At 46.2% G+C, this 24,555-nt stretch carries 31 protein-coding genes; 24 read left to right on the top strand and 7 right to left on the bottom strand.

Going from position 1 to position 24,555, the window contains the following annotated elements; translation table 11 throughout:
- Positions 1–59: 59 nt before the first annotated feature.
- The 4 genes from H6797_04720 (at position 60) to H6797_04705 (ending at position 4,559) form a co-directional block, all read left to right on the top strand.
- On the top strand, positions 60–1,253 hold the full coding sequence (locus H6797_04720) for a hypothetical protein (protein USN96350.1): 1,194 nt from the start codon (positions 60–62) through the stop codon (positions 1,251–1,253).
- A 46-nt stretch (positions 1,254–1,299) separates the two neighbouring features.
- The gene (locus H6797_04715) at positions 1,300–2,499 is read left to right on the top strand and encodes a CHAP domain-containing protein (protein ID USN96349.1); all 1,200 of its coding nucleotides are present in this window, start codon (positions 1,300–1,302) and stop codon (positions 2,497–2,499) included.
- An 82-nt stretch (positions 2,500–2,581) separates the two neighbouring features.
- The gene (locus tag H6797_04710; GenBank protein ID USN96348.1) at positions 2,582–3,781 is read left to right on the top strand and encodes a S41 family peptidase; all 1,200 of its coding nucleotides are present in this window, start codon (positions 2,582–2,584) and stop codon (positions 3,779–3,781) included.
- A gap of 34 nt (positions 3,782–3,815) precedes the next feature.
- The gene (locus H6797_04705; GenBank protein USN96347.1) at positions 3,816–4,559 is read left to right on the top strand and encodes a response regulator; all 744 of its coding nucleotides are present in this window, start codon (positions 3,816–3,818) and stop codon (positions 4,557–4,559) included.
- Between the two features lie 40 nt (positions 4,560–4,599).
- On the opposite strand, the gene rpmA is transcribed toward H6797_04705, so the two are convergent.
- Positions 4,600–4,872: a 50S ribosomal protein L27 gene (gene rpmA / locus H6797_04700; protein USN96346.1), complete on the bottom strand. Its 273-nt coding sequence runs from the start codon at positions 4,870–4,872 to the stop codon at positions 4,600–4,602.
- A 107-nt stretch (positions 4,873–4,979) separates the two neighbouring features.
- Here rpmA and H6797_04695 point away from each other — a divergent pair, with 107 nt between their 5' ends.
- Positions 4,980–5,165 carry a hypothetical protein gene (locus H6797_04695; protein ID USN96345.1) on the top strand — a complete coding sequence of 62 codons (186 nt, stop codon included), beginning with the start codon at positions 4,980–4,982 and terminating at the stop codon, positions 5,163–5,165.
- A gap of 107 nt (positions 5,166–5,272) precedes the next feature.
- Here the strand turns inward: H6797_04695 and H6797_04690 are convergent, their stop codons facing one another.
- The gene (locus H6797_04690; protein ID USN96344.1) at positions 5,273–6,433 is read right to left on the bottom strand and encodes a methyltransferase domain-containing protein; all 1,161 of its coding nucleotides are present in this window, start codon (positions 6,431–6,433) and stop codon (positions 5,273–5,275) included.
- A 22-nt stretch (positions 6,434–6,455) separates the two neighbouring features.
- Between H6797_04690 and H6797_04685 the strand changes: the two genes are divergently transcribed.
- The 8 genes from H6797_04685 (at position 6,456) to recO (ending at position 11,897) form a co-directional block, all read left to right on the top strand.
- Positions 6,456–7,508, top strand: a complete 1,053-nt coding sequence (locus H6797_04685) for a flippase-like domain-containing protein (GenBank protein ID USN96343.1) — start codon at positions 6,456–6,458, stop codon at positions 7,506–7,508.
- A complete protein-coding gene (xseA, locus tag H6797_04680) occupies positions 7,483–8,571 on the top strand; it encodes an exodeoxyribonuclease VII large subunit (protein USN96342.1) in 1,089 nt (362 codons plus the stop codon). Before H6797_04685 ends, xseA begins: the two co-directional genes overlap by 26 nt.
- Complete coding sequence (locus H6797_04675; GenBank protein ID USN96341.1) at positions 8,558–8,776, top strand: exodeoxyribonuclease VII small subunit; 219 nt, start codon at positions 8,558–8,560, stop codon at positions 8,774–8,776. The genes xseA and H6797_04675 overlap by 14 nt, the downstream gene beginning before the upstream one ends.
- Positions 8,773–9,276, top strand: a complete 504-nt coding sequence (locus H6797_04670; protein USN96340.1) for a hypothetical protein — start codon at positions 8,773–8,775, stop codon at positions 9,274–9,276. Before H6797_04675 ends, H6797_04670 begins: the two co-directional genes overlap by 4 nt.
- A gap of 42 nt (positions 9,277–9,318) precedes the next feature.
- Positions 9,319–9,975 carry a hypothetical protein gene (locus H6797_04665; protein ID USN96339.1) on the top strand — a complete coding sequence of 219 codons (657 nt, stop codon included), beginning with the start codon at positions 9,319–9,321 and terminating at the stop codon, positions 9,973–9,975.
- A gap of 115 nt (positions 9,976–10,090) precedes the next feature.
- Positions 10,091–10,825 carry a hypothetical protein gene (locus tag H6797_04660; protein USN96338.1) on the top strand — a complete coding sequence of 245 codons (735 nt, stop codon included), beginning with the start codon at positions 10,091–10,093 and terminating at the stop codon, positions 10,823–10,825.
- Positions 10,822–11,211, top strand: a complete 390-nt coding sequence (locus H6797_04655) for a response regulator (GenBank protein ID USN96337.1) — start codon at positions 10,822–10,824, stop codon at positions 11,209–11,211. Before H6797_04660 ends, H6797_04655 begins: the two co-directional genes overlap by 4 nt.
- Positions 11,208–11,897, top strand: coding sequence for a DNA repair protein RecO (recO, locus tag H6797_04650; GenBank protein USN96336.1), 690 nt, complete (start codon positions 11,208–11,210; stop codon positions 11,895–11,897). Before H6797_04655 ends, recO begins: the two co-directional genes overlap by 4 nt.
- Before the next feature lie 89 nt (positions 11,898–11,986).
- On the opposite strand, the gene H6797_04645 is transcribed toward recO, so the two are convergent.
- Complete coding sequence (locus tag H6797_04645; GenBank protein ID USN96335.1) at positions 11,987–12,280, bottom strand: hypothetical protein; 294 nt, start codon at positions 12,278–12,280, stop codon at positions 11,987–11,989.
- A 122-nt stretch (positions 12,281–12,402) separates the two neighbouring features.
- Between H6797_04645 and H6797_04640 the strand changes: the two genes are divergently transcribed.
- On the top strand, positions 12,403–12,735 hold the full coding sequence (locus H6797_04640; GenBank protein USN96334.1) for a YbjQ family protein: 333 nt from the start codon (positions 12,403–12,405) through the stop codon (positions 12,733–12,735).
- Positions 12,736–12,925: 190 nt separating this feature from the next.
- On the opposite strand, the gene H6797_04635 is transcribed toward H6797_04640, so the two are convergent.
- On the bottom strand, positions 12,926–13,099 hold the full coding sequence (locus H6797_04635) for a hypothetical protein (protein USN96333.1): 174 nt from the start codon (positions 13,097–13,099) through the stop codon (positions 12,926–12,928).
- Positions 13,100–13,134: 35 nt separating this feature from the next.
- Positions 13,135–13,419, bottom strand: coding sequence for a hypothetical protein (locus H6797_04630; GenBank protein ID USN96332.1), 285 nt, complete (start codon positions 13,417–13,419; stop codon positions 13,135–13,137).
- 86 nt (positions 13,420–13,505) lie between these two features.
- Here H6797_04630 and H6797_04625 point away from each other — a divergent pair, with 86 nt between their 5' ends.
- The 4 genes from H6797_04625 (at position 13,506) to H6797_04610 (ending at position 16,052) form a co-directional block, all read left to right on the top strand.
- Complete coding sequence (locus H6797_04625; GenBank protein USN96331.1) at positions 13,506–14,807, top strand: glycine--tRNA ligase; 1,302 nt, start codon at positions 13,506–13,508, stop codon at positions 14,805–14,807.
- A gap of 123 nt (positions 14,808–14,930) precedes the next feature.
- The gene (locus H6797_04620) at positions 14,931–15,476 is read left to right on the top strand and encodes a YgjV family protein (GenBank protein ID USN96330.1); all 546 of its coding nucleotides are present in this window, start codon (positions 14,931–14,933) and stop codon (positions 15,474–15,476) included.
- Positions 15,477–15,542: 66 nt separating this feature from the next.
- Positions 15,543–15,758 carry a hypothetical protein gene (locus H6797_04615; GenBank protein USN96329.1) on the top strand — a complete coding sequence of 72 codons (216 nt, stop codon included), beginning with the start codon at positions 15,543–15,545 and terminating at the stop codon, positions 15,756–15,758.
- 69 nt (positions 15,759–15,827) lie between these two features.
- Complete coding sequence (locus tag H6797_04610) at positions 15,828–16,052, top strand: ubiquitin-like protein Pup (GenBank protein USN96328.1); 225 nt, start codon at positions 15,828–15,830, stop codon at positions 16,050–16,052.
- Here the strand turns inward: H6797_04610 and H6797_04605 are convergent, their stop codons facing one another.
- Complete coding sequence (locus H6797_04605; GenBank protein ID USN96327.1) at positions 16,053–17,432, bottom strand: proteasome accessory factor PafA2 family protein; 1,380 nt, start codon at positions 17,430–17,432, stop codon at positions 16,053–16,055.
- A gap of 63 nt (positions 17,433–17,495) precedes the next feature.
- On the opposite strand from H6797_04605, the gene H6797_04600 reads away from it, so the two are divergent.
- From H6797_04600 to H6797_04590, 3 genes are read left to right on the top strand one after another with little or no spacing between them, the layout of a single operon-like run.
- Positions 17,496–17,936 carry a ribonuclease HI gene (locus H6797_04600; GenBank protein ID USN96326.1) on the top strand — a complete coding sequence of 147 codons (441 nt, stop codon included), beginning with the start codon at positions 17,496–17,498 and terminating at the stop codon, positions 17,934–17,936.
- 54 nt (positions 17,937–17,990) lie between these two features.
- Positions 17,991–19,625, top strand: a complete 1,635-nt coding sequence (locus tag H6797_04595) for a hypothetical protein (protein ID USN96325.1) — start codon at positions 17,991–17,993, stop codon at positions 19,623–19,625.
- Positions 19,626–19,666: 41 nt separating this feature from the next.
- Positions 19,667–21,190, top strand: a complete 1,524-nt coding sequence (locus H6797_04590) for an AAA family ATPase (protein USN96324.1) — start codon at positions 19,667–19,669, stop codon at positions 21,188–21,190.
- Between the two features lies 1 nt (position 21,191).
- Here the strand turns inward: H6797_04590 and H6797_04585 are convergent, their stop codons facing one another.
- Positions 21,192–22,040 (bottom strand): LssY C-terminal domain-containing protein, encoded by an 849-nt coding sequence (locus H6797_04585; protein USN96323.1) that lies wholly within the window; start codon positions 22,038–22,040, stop codon positions 21,192–21,194.
- Positions 22,041–22,116: 76 nt separating this feature from the next.
- On the opposite strand from H6797_04585, the gene H6797_04580 reads away from it, so the two are divergent.
- From H6797_04580 to H6797_04570, 3 genes are all read left to right on the top strand, one after another.
- Positions 22,117–23,139, top strand: a complete 1,023-nt coding sequence (locus H6797_04580; GenBank protein ID USN96322.1) for a YvcK family protein — start codon at positions 22,117–22,119, stop codon at positions 23,137–23,139.
- The gene (locus H6797_04575) at positions 23,117–23,806 is read left to right on the top strand and encodes an HAD hydrolase-like protein (GenBank protein USN96321.1); all 690 of its coding nucleotides are present in this window, start codon (positions 23,117–23,119) and stop codon (positions 23,804–23,806) included. Before H6797_04580 ends, H6797_04575 begins: the two co-directional genes overlap by 23 nt.
- Before the next feature lie 273 nt (positions 23,807–24,079).
- Positions 24,080–24,451 carry a hypothetical protein gene (locus tag H6797_04570; protein ID USN96320.1) on the top strand — a complete coding sequence of 124 codons (372 nt, stop codon included), beginning with the start codon at positions 24,080–24,082 and terminating at the stop codon, positions 24,449–24,451.
- Positions 24,452–24,555: the final 104 nt, after the last annotated feature.

Raw genomic sequence — 24,555 nt, 5'->3', positions numbered from 1 at the left:
TAAGTATAAGCTTAAGCGTATTGACGCAGAAACAGGGTAGTATTACCATAGAAGTACATATGAAAAAGGCGTCCACCACTTTCCGCCGAAGATTCTTGCCTAGACGGTTCTTACTGGCTAGTATGGCACTGTTGATTGCAGTGAGCGTGCCACTTGCGTATGTACAACACGCACTTGCCGACGAGTGGGATGATCAGATTGCATCACTACAGTCCAAAGCAAATGAGTACCAAGCACAAGCAAATCAGTTACGAGCCAAAGCAGATACGTTGCAAAACAAGCTCTACGAAATAGGTGCGCAGATTAATGCGTTGCAGACTAAAATTGAAATTAATCAGAAAAAGCACGAGAAGTTACAGGCTGATATTGCCGCAAACCAAGTAAAATTGTCCAAAACCCAAAATGTACTCGGTGACGTACTTGCGAACCTATACGTCGATGACAATATCTCGACGGTTGAATTATTAGCGAGTAGCCAGAATATTGGTGATTTTGTAGACAAACAGGAGTATAGGTCGTCTGTTCGGGATCAATTGAATAGTGCAATTGCCCAGATTAAGCAATTAAAAGCACGTCTTGATAGTGACAAACAGGCAGTTGAAAAGGTATTGAGCCAGCTTAAGGCTCAAAATAATCAGCTAGCAGCACAAGAGGCAACGCAGCAGCAGCTTGTAAATGAGACTCGAGGTCAAGAAGCTGCATATCAAAGTCTTGTGAGTAGCGCTAAGGACCAGATTGCTTCGGCCGCTGCGGCTCAACGAGCCTATTACGCGTCGCTCATTGCTGCGGGTAGCGGTAATAGCGGAGTCGTCGGTAATTTCCAGTACTGGGGTTGGAGCGGTAACCAAGGGTGCGGTGGCGGCGGCGGATATCCATACTGTGGCGGTCAAGATACATATGCTGATCCATGGGGTTTATACAACAGAGAATGTGTTAGTTACGTAGCCTGGGCTCTTTCGGCGCGGTTCCATAAATATGTCGGTAATTTCAACGGACAAGGTAATGCAGGCCAGTGGACTTACAGCGCGCCTGCATACAGCGGTGCGTTCCAGGTTGGCTCTCCTCAGCCCGGCGATGCAGTAATTCTACCGGCAACGTATCCCTTTTCGCCTATAGGACATGCAATGATTGTAGAATCGGTGAGCGGTGACAACGTGTTTGTGAGCCAATATAACTTCTATGGAACCGGTGAATACAGTACTATGTGGATCAAAAATTCTGGCGTTATCTTTCTTCGCTTCCCGAACGCCTAGTCCGTATCTGGACAAATCATAGTGCTTATGCTATAATCACCCCAGAATGAAACGATGGTCCACCATGCCGGTCGTGAAAATAAAAATTACCGCGAAACAACTAGCAATACTCACGGTAACTCTTTTGTTTGTCGCGACAACACCGTTTCAGATTATCAAGGTGGTAAAGGCTGATAGTTTCGATGACCAGATTTCTCGAATTCAGTCTGAAATCGATAGCTATCAAGCGCAAGCAAAGAAGTTAAGCGGTCAAACTGACTCCTTGAAAAAAGAGAAGAGTGCACTTCAGGCGCAAGCAAACGTCATTCAGAAGCAAATTAATTTAAAGCAGGCCGAGCACGATAAACTTAGCAAACAGATCGCGGACAATCAACAGAAGATTATTGATAATCAAAATGCACTTGGTGACACGATTGCCAATTTGTATGTGGATAGTGACGTATCACCACTTGAAATGCTCGCTAGTAGTAAAAGTATTGCCGACTTTGTAGACAAGCAGGCTTACCGCAATACCATTCGTGATAATTTAGTGACTGCAATCACGACTATTAAAAGTACCAAGGTGCTTCTAGAGCAACAGAAAAAGGATGTGGACCGAGTGATTGCCGAACAAAAGCAGGCTAAGGATGCTCTTGTGGCAAAACAAAATCAGTTAGCGCAACTAATCGCTCAAACGAAAGGTCAGGAGGCTGCGTATGCTAGCCTAGTGTCTCAGCGTGAAAGTCAGAAGCTAGAGGTCCAGCAAAAGCAGCAGGAAGCGATTGAAGCTGCTATCCGTGCTGCTAGCGGTGGTATCCCTGCGAATATCTTGCCAGGCGATCCGAACAAGGGCGGTTACCCGTGGGAAGCTGGTTGTTGGGTTGATTCGAATGTATATTCACATGGTGGTACGTACGGTGATGGTACGGATGCCTTAGGCTACGGTTGCCGACAATGTGTTAGTTATGCAGCGTGGCGTGCAGGGCATTACAGTGGCAATTTCCCGATGTATTGGGGGAATGCAAATCAGTGGCCTTCCAGCGCTGTGGCGGCTGGTTACGAGACTGGCAACACGCCACGTGTTAACTCAATTGGCATCATTTCGGCGGGTGAGTATGGCCACGCCGTTTGGGTAGAGGCGGTTAATGGTGATGGTACCGTCGACGTAAGCCAGTACAATTATTACAATGCAGGTGGCCCAGGCTGGGGCAATTACAGTAAGATGCGCGTGTCGGCTGCGACATACGATACATACATCTATTTCTAAAAAATCCGAGCGAAGAGTTTTTATTGTAGTAAAATTAGGCTCTTGAGTTATTCTTAAGCTTTTTGCGCTATAATAGATGCAAGTGAATACGAAAAAAACTGAACAAAAGTGGAGTTTTACTCCTGGCGCATTTGTGCTTTCGCTGGCACTGGTTTTTCTACTTGGTTATAGTGCCGGTACGCGCAATGATCAGATTGTTAATCTGATAGCTCCGACGTTTGGCGTTAAGGTGACATCAGATACGCTGGATCTTTCAAGCGTACAGACGACATTTCGTGAGCTCAAAGCAAACTTTGATGGCACGCTGAGTAATCAGTCATTGATTGAGGGCGCTAGCCGTGGATTAGTAGCGGCGGCAGGTGACAATTACACTATCTATATGAATAAAAAAGAAGCTAATGACTTCAACAAAGACTTAAATGGCGATATTGGCGGTGGTATTGGTGCTGAGATTGGTAATCGCAATGACAAGGTGACGATTATCAGGGCGCTACCTGATTCGCCGGCTATGAAGGCAGGGCTATTGCCTGGTGATACTGTCGTTGCAGTTGATGGAAAATCAACCTCTGGTTGGTCTGTCAATGATACGGTCAATAAGATCCGTGGCAACATAGGAAAGCCCGTTAAGCTGACCATACAGCGAGGAATCGATATAAAGGACTTTACGATTACGAGAGCAAAAATTACTGCACCAAGCGTTGAGAGTAAGATTCAAAATGGAGTAGGTATACTGACGCTCACGCGATTTGATGAAACTACAAGTTATAGTGCGCGTAAGGCTGCGGAGAACTTTAAGAAGAACAATGTAAAGGCGGTTGTACTTGATCTTCGCGGTAATGGTGGTGGACTGTTGACTGCAGCTCAAAATGTAGCTGGTATATGGTTACGCGATCAGCTTGTTGTTAGTGAACGAACGAACGGCGTGACTACTGACGAATTGCGATCTAGTAACGACCCTGTGCTCGATGGTATACCGACGGTCGTGTTAGTGAATGGTTCAAGCGCTAGTGCCAGTGAAATCGTTGCTGGTGCATTACAGGACCATCATGCGGCGACACTGATTGGAGAAAAGACGTTTGGCAAAGGAAGCGTGCAAAAACTTCTCGATCTTCCAAATGGCGCAGTCTTGAAAGTTACAGTTGCGAAATGGTATACGCCGAATGGTAAAAATATTAATAAACAAGGTATTACACCAGATAAAACGGTATCGCTGACAGCGTCTGACGTGGTTGCTGGTCGCGACCCGCAGCTCGATGCTGCCATCAAGTATTTGGGCCAGTAGACGTTTGGCAAGCGGTGTAGTAGTATAAAAGCATATGCAAGATCAAGAAGATAAACAAAAACAAGAAAATGAGCAGGATCAATTCGATCGATTCGGTTCTCAAGATCAAGGAAATAATGAAGTCGTAGACGAGTCTTCTGAGGTTCAAGAGGGCTCGGGCGGCTTCGAAGAAGAGCGCCGTGATGACCAGTCGCAGAGTAGTTCTGATTCAAATGATTTGCATGACATGTATGATCGACACGAAGAGAACGATCAGGGCGAAAGCAATGAGTCAGGAGATAATTCTGGCGACACGGCACAAGATAGTACCGAAGAGCACTCGGATGTCCCGGACGGCGATAATAGTTCGACGGTAGATGGCCAGTACCACCAAGAAGACGAACAGCCTGTTGGCGACACGTCTGGTAAGAAGATTTTGCTTGTTGAGGATGATGAAGCTTTGGCGGCAGTGTATCGCTCTCGACTGGAACTGGAAGGCTTTGAGATCCATGAGGTTCATAACGGCGAAGAGGCGCTTCAGGCTGCAAAGGAAATCCAACCAGATTTACTCCTTTTAGATGCGATGATGCCGAAGATAAGCGGGTTTGACGTACTAGATATACTTCGTCACACTCCCGAAACGGCCAATATACGCGTCATCATGCTAACGGCGCTTAGCCAGCCGAAAGATAAGGAAAAAGCCGAAACTCTCGGCGTTGATGATTATTTAGTTAAGTCGCAAGTTGTCATTGGTGATGTGGTTGAACGAGTCAAGCATCACCTGGGTATGACTTCATAAAAAAATGGCCCCGTTGGGGCCATTTTGTTTATAAGCGGTATTATTTAACCATGACTTGCGTTCGAGGAACGGACTTGCCGGTAAACTTGGTCTTTTTAACCTTTGCAAATTCAACTGTGCCACTAACTGCGGCATGAATAGTGAAGTTGCGGCTTATGTAAGTACCAGGACCAGCGACTTTAGTGGAACCTGTCTGTCGGACGAGTACCTCGCCGGCATTGACTTTTTGGCCACCAAAACGCTTAACGCCTAGACGTTGACCGGGACTATCATGGATATTTTTGCTGGAACCGCCAGCTTTGACATGTGACACGAGTAAACTCCTTAGTTAGTATCAAAATTCTAGACTATTGTATAGGATAATTACCTTCACGTCAACCCCTGTTAGGTATGAATATTCTGAAACAATAAGTTGACGAAATGGTTAAAAATTTGTATGGTATGAGTATATTGGAGCTAGGAGTGGAGGGAGCGCCAATGTTGCGCATAGACAGGATTCCGGGTGTTTCCAATCTGGTTAATCTGCTTGTTGTTACCGTGATGGTAGTTGCAACTGTTGTATTAGCCGTGGGATGTGTCTGGCTGATAGCTTGGGTGATTAGTTAATCTAACGCTAGCTATCGTTTCTAGGAGCATAAGCAGGTAGACTGATTGGGGCGATATACCCCAGCTGGTTTACCTGCTATTTTTTTTATTAGGCCAATAGAGGCCTATTATTTTTTTTCAAGTACTAGCAGCTCGCGGGCTACGACTTGATCTGGACGGTAATAAAGTAGGTCTTTTGCATTTACATTTTTAAATTCAATTTGTTTATAGCCGAGCTGATCAAGTTTTTTAATCAGGGGTAGGTGAGTAAACCAGTCATTTGCTCCGCGCCATGAGGGAACGGCAACGCAAAGTGGTGTGCCTGGTTCGATTTGGTTTGAAATGTTTGCCAAGAAGCCAGAGATGATGTGATCGCAGTTACCAACGACTTCCTCTAATTTCTTGGGGGATGGTGGCGCGCTGAACGGTTGCCCAAGATAGGATTCGCAAACGACGGCATCGATAGGCTGGTCCCAGATGGTCGTCATGGCGTCGCCGGCACTTACTGTTAGTCGTGATCGAGTATTGTATTTTTCTTTAAGCCATTCAAGATTCCGCTGACTATAGCTAACCATCTTTTCGGATAAGTCGGTGCCATTGGCATCGTAGCCCATGAGTGCGGCTTCTTGTAAGATGACTCCAGTGCCGCAGAATGGATCAAGAATAACGGGCGGACGGCCACTGGGCTTGGCGAGGTTGATCATTATTTGTGCTAATTTCGGGGGCAACATACCGACGAACGCGTCACGGGCTGGACGGGCTTGGTCACGACGGGCGAGAGCTGTAATATTTTGCGAACCTGTACTTTCAGCTATGACTACTTTGCCGCCGTGGCCGCGGACAACAAGTAGCTCAATCTTGTTAGGCGAAAGACCTAGTTTGTTGTGGTGACTGGTGGCTGTGCTAAGAATGGGCTGCTCGTTAGGGACGAGTCGTAAGCTAACTCCTTTTGATTTGAGCTGTGATTTTAAGATGAGACCAGTTCGTTGTACGTCACGAGGCGATACCTTAAATCCGTACACACTGACACCGAGCGTTATTTTACCAGTAGCGGACGACCATTTTTCAAAATAAGTACGGACAAGTTCCACGCTGGTCTTGCGCCAATCGGCTCCGCTTAGCTCTAGAATAACGCGCCCTGCTTTGACGGTTCCGCCAAGCTGTTCGATGTCGAGTTCGTCCGTATTAACAAGTGCCATGTCATGAGAAAACCAACGTACGTCATCAAACGTACGTTCAAGTTCGGCCATACTGATAGCGGGCTGGCGACCTAGCATCGCAATATACATAGCGTTAGTATATACTAAAATCATGTCTTTTCGTGCATGGTTGAGCCTGGTAACAGTGGTACTACTTGCGATTGTCCTGTTCCTTTCCAGGCAGGAACTTATTAAAGCGTGGGATCTCCTTGGGCAGGTTAATTTATGGATTTTAGCGCTTATGATACCTCTTCAGATATTGGTTTATTATGCAGGCGGCGAGATGATCTTTTCATATTTGCGCGGTAAGGGGCAGATGAAAAAAACCAGTAATTGGGAGTTAGCAAGAATTGCACTCGAAGGAAATTTCGTTAACCATGTGTTGCCAAGTGGCGGCGTGAGTGGAGTGTCTTATTTGACGTGGCGATTGAATCACCTTGGCATAGGGGCGGGTCGTGCAACGATGGCGCAAGTGGTGCGTCATGTTATGACATTTATTGCATTTCTGGTTTTGTTACTTGTGGCACTATTCGCCGTAACCGTTGACGGTACTATTAACAGGTGGATTATATTGGCAAGCGCTGGGCTTTTTGGTGGTATATTCCTGGTAATTTTGGCGTTGATTTACGTATTGAGTAGTAGGCGTAGGATTGATAAATTTGCTGTTTGGCTATTTGACACGATCAACATGCTGACCAGACGCGTGACGCTTGGTAAACGTCGGAAATTATTAGGGCATGATGTGATTAAGGACTTTTTGGATGATATGCATTCTGATTTTTTGGAACTTAAACATGACAAAAAATTACTGGTAGTACCGTTTATATGGGGACTCATTTATACACTTGGTGATGCTGGATTATTTATGATTGCATTTTGGTCGCTTGGTGAAGTGTTTAACCCGGCACCGATTTTAATTGCTTACGGTGTGGCAAGCGTAGCTGGATTTATAGTGCTGACACCTGGTGGCGCGGGAGTGTACGAGGCTATCATGGTGACGTTTTTGGCGTTCGCGGGTATAGCTGGAGACGTTGCTATTGCTGGTATCTTGCTGGCTCGCGTCGTTATATTGATGGGTACGATTGCACTTGGCTACGTGTTCTATCAATACGCTTTGACGAAGTACGGAGACAATGGTCGTGGCCCCAAAATTGACAGTCAGTGACTTTATAGCAGTAGTCAATCAGACGCTGGATTATGCGTACCCGTTGATTGAGGTTGAGGGTGAGATCGCTAGTTTTAAGGTTAATCAAGGTAAGTTTGTCTTTTTTGATCTCAAAGATGAAGGTGGTAGTGTCGGCTGTTTCATGATGCTGTTTCAGTTGCGCGTGCCGATTGAGGACGGTATGAAGGTAGTGGTAACGGCAACGCCAAAACTAACCCAATGGGGAAAGTTTAGTCTCACCGTTAAGGCAGTTCGTCTAAGCGGTGAAGGAAGTATAAAGAAAAGTTTTGAATTACTAAAAGCAAAACTAGACAAAGAGGGTCTCTTTGCACTTGAACGCAAGCGACAGTTACCTGGCATACCTCGGCATATCGCTGTTGTTAGTAGTCCGCAGGCGGCAGGATACGCAGATTTTATAAAGATACTTAATGATCGTTGGGGTGGGCTGCGTGTAGACGTGGCGGCAGTAACGGTGCAGGGAAATGATGCGCCGGATCAGATTATCAGAGCGCTGAACTATTTTAATACTCAGGAGGAACTGCCAGAGATAATCGTTATGATTCGTGGTGGCGGTAGTGCGGATGACTTGGCGGCATTTAATGACGAGCACCTGGTGAGGGCGATTGCAGCGAGTCGCGTGCCTGTTGTAACTGGCATAGGTCACGAGGTGGATATGACACTTTGTGATCTAGCGGCGGATGTTCGAGCGGCTACGCCGAGTAATGCTGCGCAGATTATCGTGCCCGACCGGCAAGACGTTATTCGTACTTCACGATTCAAGGCGCAGTCTCTTGTGCCGAAAGTGCTTAATCTGCTTGATGGTTTACGTAGACAGCTTGAGGGAAGTATTGAAACTGCAACTGAGAAAGTTGAAGAGAAGCTCGATTGGCGTCGCCAGCAAATAATGCAAACGCGAAGGCTACTCGTTGAATTGGATCCTCAGCGCGTGTTGGAGCGCGGTTATGCGATTGTCCGTGGGCAGCTAAACGAAGGAGGTCTGATCGACATCGAACTGAGTAGAGCTATAATAAAGGCAAGGATTGAACATTATGAGCAAAAGTGACAAAACCATACAAGAAAAGATTGAAGAACTAGATAAACTCGTCGCGTGGTTTGAGGGAGAAGATTTTGAGCTGGAGCAGGCGAGTACTAAATTGAAGGAAGCGGCTAAATTAGCGACGGAGATCGAGCGCGACTTAGAGGTCGTAGCTAACGATATACAACTAGTTAAGAAATCATTTAAGACGGATACTGACGCCGACGTATGATGGCATGGTTTTGGGTACTTTTTGCTGTTGTCTTCACGTTTGGATTTGTCGTCTTTCGAGGCGCTCCCTACCTGCCGAGTCATCGTCGCTACGTTAAGTTGGCCCTGACAAAATTATATAAATTGAAATCGAGCGACATATTGGTTGATTTGGGTTCGGGGGACGGTGTTATTTTGCGCTTAGCAACAAGCTACGGTGCGCGTGCTATAGGCTACGAATTGAATCCGGTTCTTGTGTTCGTTAGCCGTATATTGGCGGTGGGCGACAAGCGTCAAACAACAAAACTTGCTGATATGTGGTTGATCGATTTTCCAGCGGATACAACAGTGGTTTATGTGTTTTCGGTTTCGCGCGATTCTGAAAAGCTGGCAAACAAATTAAGGAATCATGTGAAAAAGCATGGCCAACCACTCTTGTGTATTACATACGGGGCTGGTTTGCGCGGAGTTAAGCCAGTAAAAAAACTTCATGCACATGATCTTTATCTTTTTGAACCGTAAACTCTCTTTACAGACGTAAGAAGCGTAAGTATAATGACACTCATGAGTTTGCATAAAAATGAATCAGGCGTCGTTTCAGGATTAATGGTGGCCGTCATCGGTCTTAGTGTATTAGTGCTTGGTCTCGGTTCTTTCGGTATCTGGGCATTTGTGGCATACCAAGATGCACAGAGTAATCTTGATCAAAAAATTGCGATTAAAGTTGCGCAGGCTAAGGAAGATCAGTCGACTCGAGACGAGGCGAAGTATCTCGAGGAGGCAAAACAACCGAATCAGACATTTAAAGCCCCTGATGATTATTGCGGTCTTAGATTCCAGTACCCAAGGACGTGGAGCGCATACGAATCTGAGAAACTTGTTAACGGGGGTAATTATAAGGCTTACTTAAACCCGGGTATTGTACCGAATGTAACTGATTCACAACAGTTTGCACTTCGCGTATTGATTGAACAGCGAGATTATGACAACGTACTTGCCCAGTATCAAAACCTTATACAGACAGGTAAGCTGCTGTCTTCTACGGGCTCGTCTAATGGACAGCCGTATACGCGATTGTCTGGCGATTTCAGCAGTGATATACGTGGTGACGCGGTGATCTATCGCTGCCGCGACAAGACGATTACACTACGTACCGATGCGAAAGACACCTTCAAGGACGACTTCAGCGCACTTATCCGTACGGTCACATTTAACTCTTAGCTATATCTCGAAAAAGGACTACTTTCAGTCTGCAGGGTGTGTTGTTGTGGGGGCTCTGCATATGACGATTTTAATACAGCATTTTATGTGGTAATTGCGTGCTACACTAAATTCAGTGATGAGTAGTGAGTCGATGGGTCGATTAGGGATTACGGAGAGTTTGTTGGATGACTCTACACTGACTATGGCCGCGGCTGGCGAGTTAATATCGCCACTTATACTTTTGCGTCAGTTGGGATTAGCAATTTCGGCAGACTCGTTGTCGGAACGAGAGAGGGAGTTGCTTAGTAAGCAGTTGACATTGACGAGCGAGCGGGCATTGCGTTTGGCGTCAAGCCTCAGTATGGCGACGAACGATAAACAATCATTTTTACTTGAACCAATTAACCCTGTAAGCGTGTGTCAGGAAGTTATACACGAATTGTCGCCGTTGTTTACGGCGCATGGTCAGAAAATTACACTTCGTTCACGTTCTAGGGTGCCGCTATTGGTCGGCAATAGACGAGTACTACAGCAGATATTGATGAGTTTTGGTGACAATGCACTTCACTATGGTTCTGAGAATCACCCAATTCGCATGACAATCAGTGGTCACGGTAGCTACGTGCGAATTGGAGTACGAGATTATGGTCCTGCAGTACCGATTGACATGTGGCAGCGTATCGAAGGTCGCGTGGCACGACGTGCGGCAGCTCCAATTTCAACTCGACCGACAACAAGTGCCATGGGGCTGATTGCCGCTCGACGTCTGGCGGAAATGATGGACAGCGTGGTTGGGCATATTCGTCATCGAGACGGTGCGACGTTTTACGTGGATTTACATGTTTCCGGACAGACAAGTTTATTATGAGCGACGACACTGCAAATAAAACGGTACTTATTGTAGAAAGTGAGCCATGGCTTGGCGATCATTATGAGCGCGTACTAACAAAGAACGGTTTTACGGTATCTAGAGCATCGAATGGCTACGCCGCCATAGACATGATAGACGAAAAGTTACCCGAGGCAATCGTGATGAGCCTGCTACTAAGTGGTACGAGTGGACTAGGTCTTTTACATGAACTACAGACATATGTCGATACGGCTAAAATACCAGTTATTGTATGTGGCGGACAACTTGATTTAAAGCTTGAAGACCTTGAACCATATGGAGTAAAAAGATTGCTCGACAGTGCTTCTATGCGGCCTGATGACGTAGTAGCTGCGGTGCGAAGTGTCACCATAGGCATGGCATGAAAACGTCTCGGACGCGCGCTATAGTGTTGCGCCGAACGAATTATGGCGAAGCTGATCGCGTGCTTGATTTACTGACTCCGGATGGACGATTGAGCGTGATGGCACGCGGCGTGCGTAAAGAAAAATCGAAATTAGCGGGCGGTATAGAGTTGTTTGCTGTGTGCGACGTTGTTGTGGGCGAAGGCAAGGGGAACTTGAGTTTGTTGACGTCTGCTCGTTTGGTACAGTTCTATCGTCATATATTGGAAGATTATGATCGTATGCAATTTGCGTATGAAGTTTTGGCGCAGGTTGCCCGGGCAAGCGCGAGTTTGGACGAGTCTGAATGGTATGACATCGTAGCAGAAGTTTTGGCGGCTCTTGATGTGCTGACGGTGCCTATCGCTCTGACACAAACATGGTTTTATATAAGGGTGGCGGCGTTGTTGGGTGATGAACTAAATACGCTGCGGGATTGTCAGGGTAGCAAATTGGAAAGCGACAAAACGTATCGCTACGATAGTCAGGAGAATGGTTTCATAATAGATGAAAAAGGGAGTATAGGCGCTGGCCATATTAAGGTATTGCGACTAGCGGCAGCAAAGCCGCTCAGTATTATTTTACAAGTTGGCGGTATGAATGAGTACTTGGTAGATTGCGTGTATGTTGCTCGTCAACATGCGGCGTTGCAGCAAGTGTTGAAATAAGATCAAAAATGAGATGGGTCCCCGCACCCCCGGGACATTCGTCAACCGGGGGGCGGGGGTGCATGAGGGAGCGCGATCCCTCGTGTGGCTTAGGAGCGAGAAGTAGCGGAAAAGTCGGCAATCAGGGCTGAAATGTCTTTGCCGACTGATTGCGCACGCCATGCCACGAGCCGAAGCTCGTTTCTTGCAATCCACTCTGCGTTGTCGCTAGCGTCTCGTAATTTCATTTTTGCCTGGCGGAATCGCTGACGCGTGTCCTCTTGGCTATAGCGCTGAGCTTCTGTCGATATGGCTGAGGAAACAACCTTGCCGATATCTTCCAGTAGTTCAGCTAACTTACGGATACGTTGCGTGAAGTCCTTGCTTTTACTTTGTGCAGACATATCCATCCCTTTCATCAGTTGGATGTGCCAATGGATAGTATATAACAATTACACAGATTCACAACACTTTTACTAGATATGTTATGCTAAATTCTGAAAAGCATAACACGAAAAGGAGCACCATGAACAATGATATTTTGGTCGTAACGACAAATGACGTAGCGGGATATGAAGTTGTGGAAGTTTATGGAGAAGTCTTTGGTGTGTTAGCGCGAAGTAGAAATGTAGTCAGTAATATTGGCGCCGGTTTAAAGTCGATTATCGGTGGTGAAATCCGTGGCTATACGAAGCTTTTGGCAGATAGTAGGATTGAAGCGACAGAGCGTATGAAAAAGGCGGCGTTCGAAAAGGGGGCTAATGCAGTGATTGCCATGCGGTTCGATACCGGTGAAATAGGTGGTAGTATGAACGAAGTGGCAGCTTATGGTACGGCCGTAAAAATTAAAAAAATATAACATGAAAAGGCCACAAAAGGATGATTTTCAGACGCATATACCTGAGCCACGCTGGCAACAGGTTGTAAGCGTGATTATCGTTGTTATAGCTGCAGTCTTGCAGCTCTTCATTTTGTTTAAAGTTTTTTAATCTTCATAAATTAAAGCGCCCCGCGCCCGTGACTGTTGTCGACGAGAGCGGGGCGATGTGTTAGCGACGACTCATGGCACGTAGCGGGGCAATCAAGAATCGGCCTACGCCTTTTGCCTTTTCGAGAATCACTACGGCCAGTTCATGCCGTATAGTCATGTGCCGTTCAGGCATATGACTGAATCGCATTACTTGTTGTAGCCGGGCGTACTTTCGTAGTGATATTTTTTTCACTGGCGCCCCTCTCTTAGGGGTTGTGTAACGGCGAATCATTTTGAAACGAGAAGTGGATGGGGTGTTGAATCGGTGACATACCTGTCACTAAAGTTTGCATCCACGAGCCACGCAAGGTGGCTGACGTTTTCGCACACTCCCTCGATGATTTCGTCGAAGGCATTTTGCACGCCTTTCAGGCTAGTGTTAACACGGGCGATACGATTTGGTGCCATGGATATGGCGTTTTCGCCGACCGCAATTAGTGCAGTGAACGCTCTGCCTGGTAGGCGAGACATATACCTAAGTTGTCGCTTGGTAAAATATGCGACAGTCTTCATTTGAACTCCTAACGTAGGGTCGACTGTTATTTTCTATAATACCATAAACATGAAAAATTGCAATGTGTTATAATTGACTGAGAATTATGAGTGATACAACAGAGAAGAACGTAGCCATGGAAAACATCGTGAGCTTGGCGAAGCGCCGCGGGTTTATATATCCTGGCTCCGACGTGTACGGCGGCTTAAGCGGTACGTGGGACTACGGGCCACTCGGCGTTGCCTTGAAGCGCAATATTATGCAGCTATGGTGGAAGATGTTCGTCGACGACCGTGAAGATATGTACGGGGTAGACGCGGCTATATTGATGAATAAAAAAGTATGGGAAGCGAGCGGCCATACCGCAACTTTTACAGACCCGCTGGTTGAATGCAGTAATTGTCACGGACGCTTCCGAGCGGATAAAATCGATATTAGCAAGTGCCCAACTTGTGGCAAAGAGGACACGTTTGGTGAACCGCGTCAATTTAATATGATGTTTAAAACCCATGTCGGTGCTGTCGAGGATGATACATCAATTAGCTATCTTCGACCCGAAACTGCGCAAGGAATCTTTACGAACTATAAAAATGTTGTAGACAGTTTTTACCCAGATTTGCCGTTTGGTTTGGCGCAACAGGGCAAGGCGTTTCGCAACGAAATTAGTCCTCGTGATTTCATATTCCGCAGTCGTGAGTTTGAACAGATGGAAATCGAATACTTTGTAGAACCGGACAAATGGCAAGAATCGTTTGATGCGCTGCTCAAGGACGTGCACGCATTCCTAGATGCACTTGGTTTGCCGCAAGACAAGGTTCACGAACTGGAAGTTCCTGCGGAAGATCGTGCGCATTATAGCAAGCGTACTATCGATATAGAGTATGACTTTCCGATTGGCAAAGAAGAATTGTTAGGCCTGGCGTACCGCACTGACTTTGACTTGATGAACATCCAAAATAATGCCGGCAAGAGTATGGAATATACCATCAAAGGAACGAACACAAAATTTATTCCACATGTGATTGAACCGTCGTTCGGCGTAGAACGGTCAGTTATGGCCGTGCTAAGTGCTGCTTATACAGAAGACGAAGTGAACGGTGAAAAGCGCATTGTCATGAAATTCCCTGAGCATTTGGCCCCTGTAAAATATTGCGTATCGCCGCTGCTCAAAAACAAACCTGAGCTGGTAGAGAAGGCGAGGGGAGTGTATAACATCTTGAAAAAGAAGCATGGTAACGTGATGTGGGACGATAACGGAAACATCGGTAAGCGTTATCGCCGTCAAGACGAAATAGGCACGCCTTACTGCGTGGTGATTGACTTTGACACGCTCGAGGATAATACGGTGACTATCCGTGATCGCGATACGACTGAGCAAAAGCGTGTGACAATTGACTCACTGGCTTAGTAGCTAAACGACGCCCTTGGTTTTAGATATGTAATAAATATAAAAACCATATCCATTTTGCCATATGTGGTGCTATGATGATTGTGTGCATATAAAACACTGAAATTTACAGGGGTACAGAGCATGTTATTTGTGCAACTTATCGGATTGATCGGTATCGGTCTGTTAATTGCATCGTTTCAGCTCAACAAGAGAAGTCTTATTTTAAAGACTCAAGTTGCTTCGTGCTTGGCATGGTCACTCTATTACTTCTTTATCGGAGCGTATACAGGTGCTGGTATGGTGCTTTTGGGTGCGGTTCGGAGTTACGTGTTTGATAAGTACAGGGGTTATGAATGGATATTTGAATTGTCGATATTTGTGTATGCGATGATGACATTAGTTACCTGGAGAGACTGGACGAGCCTTTTGCCATTTATTGCTATGATGTTGGCATCGACTGCGATGTGGCAAAAGAACCCGAAACATATTCGTTTTGTATCTTTTATGCCGACGGCATTTTGGTTTCCGTATAACTTTTTGTCTGGGTCGTATATGGGTATGGTGGGTGACTTGGTGACGTTTCTGTCGGTGCTTTCTGGCGTGTTGCGATTCGACGTGTTGCCATATATGCGCCAGCGTTATGTATACCGCGGGGCAACGGAAATAACTGATGTAGATTTGGTATAATGACGGCATATGAGTAAAATCTTGAAGTTTTGTCGAAAATAGAGAACTTTCAATAAGGGGGATAGTGTGGCAAAAAATCATGAATACGAAGACCAAAATGTGTACCCCGAGGGCGCATTGGAGGCGGATACAAGGCGCGATGACGTGCGTGTTGTAACGTTGTGCGAATTGGGGCGGCTGGTATTACTGGAGTATACAAAAAAAGAATTTTGGATCAATACTATCGAAATGGTTGGCGGTATAGAGGGCTTGGTTCTGGGCGGTATTAAAAAGTTACTTTAATGACGCTTGTGGCTGTATTGCAATAACCTGACTAAGGAGTAAAATAGCCTTATAACAAAAGGGGGCTCTATGGCAGGTGAAAAAGGTGGACAAGTATCGGGTCGTGAAAATCGTAGTGACGACGACGAGTCAACAACTAGAGATTTAGGCAGGGCTGCTACCGCAGATAATCAAGCAGAATGGTCTTCGGAAACTGTCGATGATATTGATAGTATGCTTGATGAGATGGATGACGTACTAGAAGAGAACGCCGAAGAGTTCGTCAATGCTTACAAGCAAAAGGGCGGCCAGTAGCTAGTCGCGATAACCGTACGGGTCTGAAAAGTCTATAGGTATACTTCTGGGTGGCAAAATGCCACCGTTCCAGTCAGTAACTCTTGCTTTTGGATTGTTTTCGAATTCCTGTATGAATTGTTGGCGTATGGCCGCACGTGTAAGCGGGGCGGTTGTTTGTAGTGTCTCTACTTCTGGGTCTACGGTTTTGGAATTTTTCATCATTGCGATACCGTTACCCGTAGGAAGCACTCTGTCCCATTGCAAAGAGCGTGTTTTTGATTCAGCGTCGCCTTTGTCGAACGCACCGATACGCTTGAGCCAATAATGTTTCGTGGCAACTCCGTATTCACGCAGTAAGTAGGGGTCATAATCAGCTTTCGCTGGGTTACTACGGCGGAATGCGGCATTGATAATTGGCCAGATATTTGCGGCATCGATTTCGTCTTCAGGCAGTTTTATACGCTCGCACAGGAATAGTACTTTTTCCGCGAGTTTTTCTTCGATATCGAGCATATTGAGGCGCTTACCGGAACGTACCTCGGCTTTTTTTCGAAGTGACATGTCTCTCATGAATACGTGTGTAGCGGAAACGGGATCCTTAAGAATGATGTCGTCGAACTCACTTTCATTGAACAGATTTTCATGCTCGACCAGGCGTAGCATAAGAGATGTCGTGGCGAGAGCATGGCGACGAGCTGCCAGTGATATCGGTGCGTCAGCGTATCTGGTTTCAAGTCGTAGCCAGCCGTTGCCGACGGTTTCTGATTCTTCCTTTAATATTAGCGCCATTGGCTTGCTGCCGTGCGAGACACGTCGGATAAGATGCCTTTCGATTGGGGCGTCGCCGATACCATGTTCTTTTTGAGAAAAAATATATTTGTTACGAGAAATAGTGCCCGCCATAGTACCTAGTCTAGTAGCGTAATAGGTGGGGAGAAGATTAACAAGAAGGCTGTTATGAGAAATAGACGCCGGAGCCATAAAGTTTTCATGGACACCATTAGTTGTTCCATACTCTGCATTGTCCCATGTACCACTAATTCGGTACAATCCGTTGTGTTTTAGCCCCGACGCTTCGACGACTGACGCAATAACATGCATCCCCGCTATGTCTGCTGCGGCGGCTTGATAGGGGCCTAGGCATTCTGGCGTACAATATTCGGCATGACCCATATCCTGGTAAAGTTTAGCGCCGTTTTCCGTGTAGTTACCAAGAACTCGAAGTCCGGCATTTTTGATTGCCTGTTGAGATATATAATCACCCGCTTGAGCGGATGAACCACTCGGTTGTGCTGCTATCTGAATATCGTACTCATCTTCGACTCCGATGATTCGCTCTGGTGGCTCTTCATTGAAAAACATGTCTGGCGTGATTTTTGTCTCAGTAACGCTATGCATAAGGGGTATTATAATCTTTTATGCTGTACTGGCAAGGCGATAAGTAGTGGTATACTGGAATGAATGATTGTGTATTACACAGATGGTAGCGCTAGTCCGAATCCGGGTCCGGGTGGGTTTGCGGTAATCCGCGACAATAAACCATATATTGTAGGCGGCGAGGACCTACATGAGACGACTAACATTCGCATGGAGGGCCTAGCAATTAAAGCGGCACTTGAAGATGCGGGTGGCGAGACTTGTGAGATCTATACAGACAGTGAATTTTGGATAAATGTCATAACCAAATGGGCTGCCGGCTGGGAAGCGAAGGGCTGGCGCAAAAAGGGCGGTGATATTAAAAATCTTGATATCGTGCAGGCTGTTTATCCGCTGTACATTCATTCGAATGCAACGCTCAACTGGGTACGTGGACACGAAGGCGATGAAGGTAATGAAATGGCCGACGAATGGGCAAATAAAGCACGCGAGATGCACCTGAAGGCTCCACAGAAGGTTGTTTGATCGTCCGTCTTGACTTGTTCAGTAGCATCGTAAGCGTTAGAATTTTCTAAGAATATGAAGTGGTCTAAAAAAGCTGTTCTAAAAAAATCCCGCATGGCATTACGGAGCTTGAATAACTACCAACGTGGCTTATTCGCTGTATTCGCGCTATGGGGTGGTTATTTTATTTGGCTTTGGGTTAATGTATTTCGCAATGATTCCAAGGGAGATATAGTTTCCGGGCATTCTTTGCTATGGGCGGATTGGGCGAGTCATTTATCCTACGCCTCAGTTTTTGCCTATCGGGCACCTCATGATTGGTTTCTGGCTCATCCATTATTTGCAGGTGCCAAGTTTACGTATCCGTTTTTGCCGGACGCGCTTTCAGGATTACTTATGCGAACAGGGGTAGGGGTGGTGCCGTCATTTATTGTGCCAAGTATTTTTATGACGATAATAATGCTGTATGTACTCTACCGATTTGCGTATCATTTTACCGGACGGGTAAAAAGTGCAGTAGTTGCCTTGAGTTTGTTTTTGCTGAGCGGTGGTTTAGGATTTTTGTATTATCTGAGCGAGTATGGCGTGACGCATGAATGGTATACGCATATGCCCGAACATGGAATTTATTTCATCAATTTCGTGGTAGGAGAAATGCTACCGCAACGTAATTTTTTGTTTGGCTTGCCCATAGCACTTTCGATCATATTGATTTTGGAGCGAATGGTCGCTAAAAAGGCGTCGGTGTACCAAGCGGTATGCGCCGGACTTCTCGCTGGTATTTTAACCATAATACATCCGCATTCACTTATCGTAGTCGTGATAGTGTCGGCAGTTTATTTGCTACGGTACCGTCGGCAATATGGACTATTTCTATGGTATGCACTTGTCGCTGAGATAGGAATCGGGGCGTACTGGTACTTTCTACTCTTAAATAGTGGCAGCGGCAGCTTACCGCATTGGCAGCTTGGCTGGATGTCGGCTGGACATAACTTACTCGGTTTTGAGTTATTGAATTTTGGCATTTTACTGCCGCTTGGCGTTTACTCTGCTTGGCGACAAAAATGGCTATCGCATCCGTTGTTTATAAGTGCACTGGGTATTTTTACCGTGTGTCACTTCGTGTCTTTCCAGGTATGGGAATGGGACAATACGAAGTTATTTACTTATAGTTATCTATTTTTGCTTATACCTATAGTGATGCAGTTACTCGCATGGTGGGATCAGCGTCGTCGATATGAAGAAAAGGTGTTAACTGTCGTATGTGTCGTGCTGCTTGGCGGCTCGGGACTGCTCGATATTGTTCATATGTCTCAGTTCGATACCCACACGTACACGTTAGTGCAAGCAACCGATTATCAAGCAGTAGCTCATTTTCGAAGCATTGCTCCTTCTGGCGCGATTATTATAGATAGTCAAAAAAGTGACCAGCCGTATACCATGCTAAGCAATACGCAGGCGTTAATGGCGTATGATGGTTGGCTCTGGTCTTACGGAATCGACTACACTCAGGTACGACAAGACATAGGTGAGATTGTTTCTGGTTCTGACAACGCTAAAAAACTGTTGGCTTACTATCGAGTGTCATACATTGTAGTCGATGATGAGTTGCGCCGAGCGTATCAAGTTAATGATCATTTTCTTGCGCAGTTTCCAGTAGTTCAATCAACGAGAGGTACGATCGTTTATCAAGTGACGCGCTCGAAGTAGTAGTGTTTAGGCAAGTTGCTTAGTATTGGTATACTAGACTGATGGATCAAGCGTTGGCATTGGAGATATTATTAGCAGGTGAGAGCGTGCTTCTTACCGGACCTGCAGGTTCGGGTAAGACGTATGTGTTGAATCAGTTTATTAGACTGGCAAAGGCCAATGGTAAACACGTGTCAGTCACTGCGACGACAGGTCTGGCCGCAACACATCTAGGCGGAACAACTATTCATTCATGGGCGGGTATTGGCGTGCAAGATGAACTGCCGCACGGCTTTGCCGATCATGTCAGCAAGGGGCGACATGACATCATCGAAAAGACAGACGTGCTGATAATTGACGAAATCAGTATGTTACACGATTTCCGTTTGGATATGGTCGACATGGCATGCCGATTGGTGCGCGAAAGGCCTGACGAGCCTTTCGGTGGTATTCAGGTCGTTATGTCGGGTGACTTCTTTCAGCTACCGCCAATCAATCGTGGCGATACTCGGGCTGGCGGTTTTGTAGTGAACAGTAACGTATGGAGAGAGTTGGATCCGACAATCTGCTATTTGCAGGAGCAGCATCGTCAAGACGACGCTCAGTTACTTGAGATTTTGGATGCGATGCGTGACGGCGATGTGCGTCGTCATCATGCAGAACGATTGCTGGCTAGGGCGGACATAGAATTACCCGATGGCGACTTGACTGAATTGCACACGACTAATGTCGACGTAGATCGTATCAATCAGGCGAAGCTAGATGCATTACCGGGCGATGAATATACCTATACGCAGTCGACGACCGGAGCTGCTAATTACGTAGAAAGTTTGCAAAGGTCCGTGCTGGCGCCGATTGACCTGAAGCTAAAAGAAGGTGCGCTGGTCATGGCGGTAAAAAACTCGCCTGATCGAAAATATGCAAACGGCAGCCTGGGTGTTGTTGTGGCTTTTGATGCGCTGACAAACTATCCGATCGTGGAATTTCGGAACGGTAAGACAATAACGATGATGCCTGAGACATGGGAGCAACGAGATGGTGACAAGAAGCGGGCGGGCATCACACAGATTCCGCTGCGATTAGCGTGGGCAATTACGGTACATAAATCACAGGGCATGACACTCGATTCGGCTCGGATTGATTTGAGCAAGGCATTTGTTGAAGGTATGGGTTACGTAGCGTTGAGCCGAGTTAAGAATTTGGATAATTTGTACTTGGCAGGACTCAATCGTATGGCGCTTCGTGTCAGCGATGATGCTCAGCATATTAACGAGACTCTTGTGTCACGTGCTGTTTCAGATATTAAAAAATTTGCGCATCTTACTGAAAAAGCAGAAAAACGAAAAAAAGCGCCAGAACCAGTCAGAAAGAAAAAGGGGAGTAGTAATTGGGCGGAAAAGATTGCAAAGATGCGTGAGACGCATCCGAACGCTTATATGTCCTGGAAAAAGACTGACGATGATACGTTAAAGCTTGATTTTCAGAATGGCGTTTCCTTGAAAGAAATGAGTAAAAAGCTAGGCCGACATGAAAACAGCATACTGATGCGACTGCAAAAGCACTTTGGCGAAGACGTGACTATTTAGTTTAGTTAAGCTGGACGACTTTGATGCTGCCATCGGTCATGTATACCGTACGAAATGATTGGCCACGAAATTTGAAATGTTCACCAGGCTCCGTTTTGCTGACGGATTTTACTAATTTTTGATCACGGAGCGTTTGAATGATGAAGTCACGCTCTTTGTCCGTTTCGTGACGGACGCCATGTGTCAGACTCCCTGTGCGCCAGCGGATGTCGAGTGGCTTGAAATCTTCCGTTGAAGCGCCAATCCAGATGTCGCGTTCACGATGTAGCCACTGGAGTAGCTTGCTACTCCAGTAATCAAAATGTCCGCGATCATGACGATTCTTCCTGGGAGGTTCAAGTCGCCAAAAACGGACGTGGTGACGCGTACGGGCGCTCATTTTATCGTTCGTGGGAATTTCGAAGGCGATATCGTGACGACGATTGAAAAGGTACAACGTGCTGACAGGTGCATTAGGGTAGGGGCGGTTAAAAATGATAGACCAGGCTTCGCGTAAGCTGTTCCATAGTGTATGCGGGTCGGCTTCGTACCAACCAGCTTGCTGCATGGCGCGTCGCAGGTGACGTCGATCGCGTGTGACAATGGCGATGTTGACTGGGTCTGATGCCCAGCCGTCGCCGTACGTGGCATAGAGGGGAATGTGGTCGTGCTCAATGAGAAAATGGTATAGCCGGAATAGTGAAGGTATAACCCCGTAGGCCATTACGCAGTATATAAAAAACATTGCAGCGAATATCGCTAGGCGGCTACCGGTGCCGGGCCAAAACATCAAGATCAACTCATATAGTACACAGGCGCCTAATATGAAAATTAATAAACGCCAGACCTGCCTTAGAATAAATGGAATCATAACCTGGCTTATTATAGCAATCTAAAAGCGAAAAGATGCTTTTTACGTGCGACCATTGTTATACTAGATTAACGACATGAAAGAACCATTTGCACCAACTGAACGCAAAATTACCGTTATAGGCGGGGGAACGGGCAGTTTTACATTACTAAGCGCCTTAAAGAATCACACCCATCAGATTGCCGCACTGGTGAACATGGCCGATGACGGCGGTAGCACCGGAGTATTGCGCGATGAGTTAGGCGCATTGCCTCCGGGAGATATTCGTCAGTGTCTTGTGGCGCTGAGTAATTCACCAAAAGTTCGAGATTTATTTAATTATCGGTTTGAAGAAGGTACATTTCAGGGGCATTCATTTGGCAATATTCTTTTAAGTGCGCTTGAAAAGGTAACGGGCAATTTCAGTGAGGCAGTAGAGACTGCTTCCGAAATTCTGCGAGTAAACGGCATGGTAATACCTGCGACATTGGACAATGTGCGGCTAAAACTTGAGTGGCCCGAGGTGAGTTTTGAACTTCACGGAGAGCGTATTATCGATGCGGAATATTTCAAACACGACCCTCGCAAGGCCAAGTTATCACTCACTCCGTCTGCATCTGCGAATCCTATAGCGCTTAAAGCCATTAAAGACGCTGATATGATTGTCATCGCGCCTGGTGATTTGTACACTTCGCTGGGCCCGCTGCTCGTCATCGACGGTATAGGGGAGGCGCTGCGTGAATCACGAGCCAAGAAGATATATGTGTCAAATCTTGTAACGAAGACTGGTCAGACAGAAGGCTTTACAGTCGCTGACCATGCAGATGAAATTGAACGGTTTGCAGGCGGGCATTTTCTTGATTTTGTATTGTACAACCAGCAGCAACCAGACGCACGGCTGGCACGACGCTACAAAGACGAAGGTGCGTATCTTGTTGACGTAGATCACGAAAGGCTGTCAAGCAAGCATTATTTAGCAGTGGGCGGTTCATTCTTGGGACTAATTGCAGAGCGTGAAACAGGTGACTCTTTGCCGGTGACGCGTTCGCTCATTCGTCACGATACTGGCTCTGTGGCGAATGCTATAATTGAGCTATATGACAATGTCAGCAACAAATAGCATCGACTTTTACATCGTTGATTTCGATCGGACGCTTGTCGACTCGGATAAGTTGTTCGAAGTCTTTATTGGAATTGCGCATAATTATTTTGATATTCCTCGCGAACAGATTGAAAAGGCGAACGAAGACATGAAGGCACGTGGCGACTCTTTTGATACCGCAGGTTATGTACGCGAACATCTGTATGAGCTAGATAGGGGCGACGAATGGAATAGTCTTAAAAAGGCTTTTGTCCAAGAGTGCCAGGCGCTCAATATGCTGCTTCCAGGAGCTGCAGAATTAATCGAGTGGCTAGAGTCAAATGACAAGCAGTACGGCATATTGACGTACGGTAACCCAATGTGGCAAGGCTTGAAGATTACCGCAGCTGGGTTTGAACAGACGAATCACATTGTTATGGTGCACAAGGAAAAGGGCAGGCTAATCAGTAGTTGGCAAGATGAAAGCGGCATATTCAACCTACCAGAGGCTTTTGGCAGCGGCGTTGTCGATCGAATCATTATGATTGACGACAAGGCTGTTAGTTTTAGCGAGTTTCCAGGCGAGCCTTCGCACGGTTACTGGGTGCTTGATCCGGCAAATGAATTACCGTCTCAACAAGGTAGCGTGCCAGATAACGTAACTCGTTGTAAGGACCTGTACGCCGCAATTGATACGCTTACGTAATTTGTAACTTTGCCATAGCGGCCTCTTTATTTCGAGGCCTTTTTTATTTCTTGCTTAATTGGGATTGTGCTTAGCAGAGTAGCCGTACCCCACATATGCCGGGTTTTTGCAAGTTATCCACAGTTTTGTGGATAAAAGGATATATTCTTACAAAAAAATCAAAATTGGGGGTTGTAGTGGGTAAATGTGGGTAGTATGATAAATTCAGTGGCAATCAAAACAAAAACCACAATTAAAAATTAAAGCCCATCATCGCCACCGAAGGGAACCAAGGTGCCAAGTGTAGACTATTTTGAACGGAAGCTCGATGACAAGCATCGTTTGACGATACCTGTTGAGTTGCGTGCAGAGTTTGCATCGGGTGTCGTGATTACCAGAGGTTTTGGCGACTACCTTCATATGTATCCACAAGTAACGTGGGACAAAGAAGTAGAGCCGGAGCTGAACGGCAGTATTCTCGACGAGCGGGTAGCTGACATTAATGTCAGGTTCCGCCGAGGAAAGACTAACGCCTCGCTTGATCTCAAGCAGGGCAGGGTCACCATCGAGCAACACTTGCTGGACTTTGCCGGAATAAATAGGGGCTTGGTCGCCGTACGTGCTGGTAGTTACTGGCGAGTGATGCGACCGGATGCGTCAGACTAGCCGTTTGGTTTTGCCTGTTCTTTGACAATTTAAAACTCTCGAGATCAACTATCTGGTAACAGTGCGTGGAAACCTACCGGAACCACATTTAGTGAAAAAAGACC

The organism is Candidatus Nomurabacteria bacterium (assembly GCA_023898645.1).
GTDB lineage: Bacteria > Patescibacteriota > Saccharimonadia > Saccharimonadales > Saccharimonadaceae > UBA2112.
This window is presented reverse-complemented; position numbering and strand designations above follow the sequence as displayed.

Coding starts and splice junctions, on each gene's coding strand:
- H6797_04625 (USN96331.1), top strand. CDS start 13,506: ATGAGTGATACAACAGAGAAGAACGTAGCCATGGAAAACATCGTGAGC.
- H6797_04705 (USN96347.1), top strand. CDS start 3,816: ATGCAAGATCAAGAAGATAAACAAAAACAAGAAAATGAGCAGGATCAA.
- H6797_04595 (USN96325.1), top strand. CDS start 17,991: ATGAAGTGGTCTAAAAAAGCTGTTCTAAAAAAATCCCGCATGGCATTA.
- H6797_04605 (USN96327.1), bottom strand. CDS start 17,432: ATGCATAGCGTTACTGAGACAAAAATCACGCCAGACATGTTTTTCAAT.
- H6797_04665 (USN96339.1), top strand. CDS start 9,319: ATGAGTTTGCATAAAAATGAATCAGGCGTCGTTTCAGGATTAATGGTG.
- H6797_04670 (USN96340.1), top strand. CDS start 8,773: ATGATGGCATGGTTTTGGGTACTTTTTGCTGTTGTCTTCACGTTTGGA.
- H6797_04685 (USN96343.1), top strand. CDS start 6,456: ATGTCTTTTCGTGCATGGTTGAGCCTGGTAACAGTGGTACTACTTGCG.
- H6797_04640 (USN96334.1), top strand. CDS start 12,403: ATGAACAATGATATTTTGGTCGTAACGACAAATGACGTAGCGGGATAT.
- recO (USN96336.1), top strand. CDS start 11,208: ATGAAAACGTCTCGGACGCGCGCTATAGTGTTGCGCCGAACGAATTAT.
- H6797_04675 (USN96341.1), top strand. CDS start 8,558: ATGAGCAAAAGTGACAAAACCATACAAGAAAAGATTGAAGAACTAGAT.
- H6797_04695 (USN96345.1), top strand. CDS start 4,980: ATGGTTAAAAATTTGTATGGTATGAGTATATTGGAGCTAGGAGTGGAG.
- H6797_04620 (USN96330.1), top strand. CDS start 14,931: ATGTTATTTGTGCAACTTATCGGATTGATCGGTATCGGTCTGTTAATT.
- H6797_04690 (USN96344.1), bottom strand. CDS start 6,433: ATGTATATTGCGATGCTAGGTCGCCAGCCCGCTATCAGTATGGCCGAA.
- H6797_04720 (USN96350.1), top strand. CDS start 60: ATGAAAAAGGCGTCCACCACTTTCCGCCGAAGATTCTTGCCTAGACGG.
- H6797_04590 (USN96324.1), top strand. CDS start 19,667: ATGGATCAAGCGTTGGCATTGGAGATATTATTAGCAGGTGAGAGCGTG.
- H6797_04655 (USN96337.1), top strand. CDS start 10,822: ATGAGCGACGACACTGCAAATAAAACGGTACTTATTGTAGAAAGTGAG.
- H6797_04645 (USN96335.1), bottom strand. CDS start 12,280: ATGTCTGCACAAAGTAAAAGCAAGGACTTCACGCAACGTATCCGTAAG.
- H6797_04715 (USN96349.1), top strand. CDS start 1,300: ATGAAACGATGGTCCACCATGCCGGTCGTGAAAATAAAAATTACCGCG.
- H6797_04600 (USN96326.1), top strand. CDS start 17,496: ATGATTGTGTATTACACAGATGGTAGCGCTAGTCCGAATCCGGGTCCG.
- H6797_04610 (USN96328.1), top strand. CDS start 15,828: ATGGCAGGTGAAAAAGGTGGACAAGTATCGGGTCGTGAAAATCGTAGT.
- H6797_04585 (USN96323.1), bottom strand. CDS start 22,040: ATGATTCCATTTATTCTAAGGCAGGTCTGGCGTTTATTAATTTTCATA.
- H6797_04630 (USN96332.1), bottom strand. CDS start 13,419: ATGAAGACTGTCGCATATTTTACCAAGCGACAACTTAGGTATATGTCT.
- H6797_04575 (USN96321.1), top strand. CDS start 23,117: ATGACAATGTCAGCAACAAATAGCATCGACTTTTACATCGTTGATTTC.
- H6797_04580 (USN96322.1), top strand. CDS start 22,117: ATGAAAGAACCATTTGCACCAACTGAACGCAAAATTACCGTTATAGGC.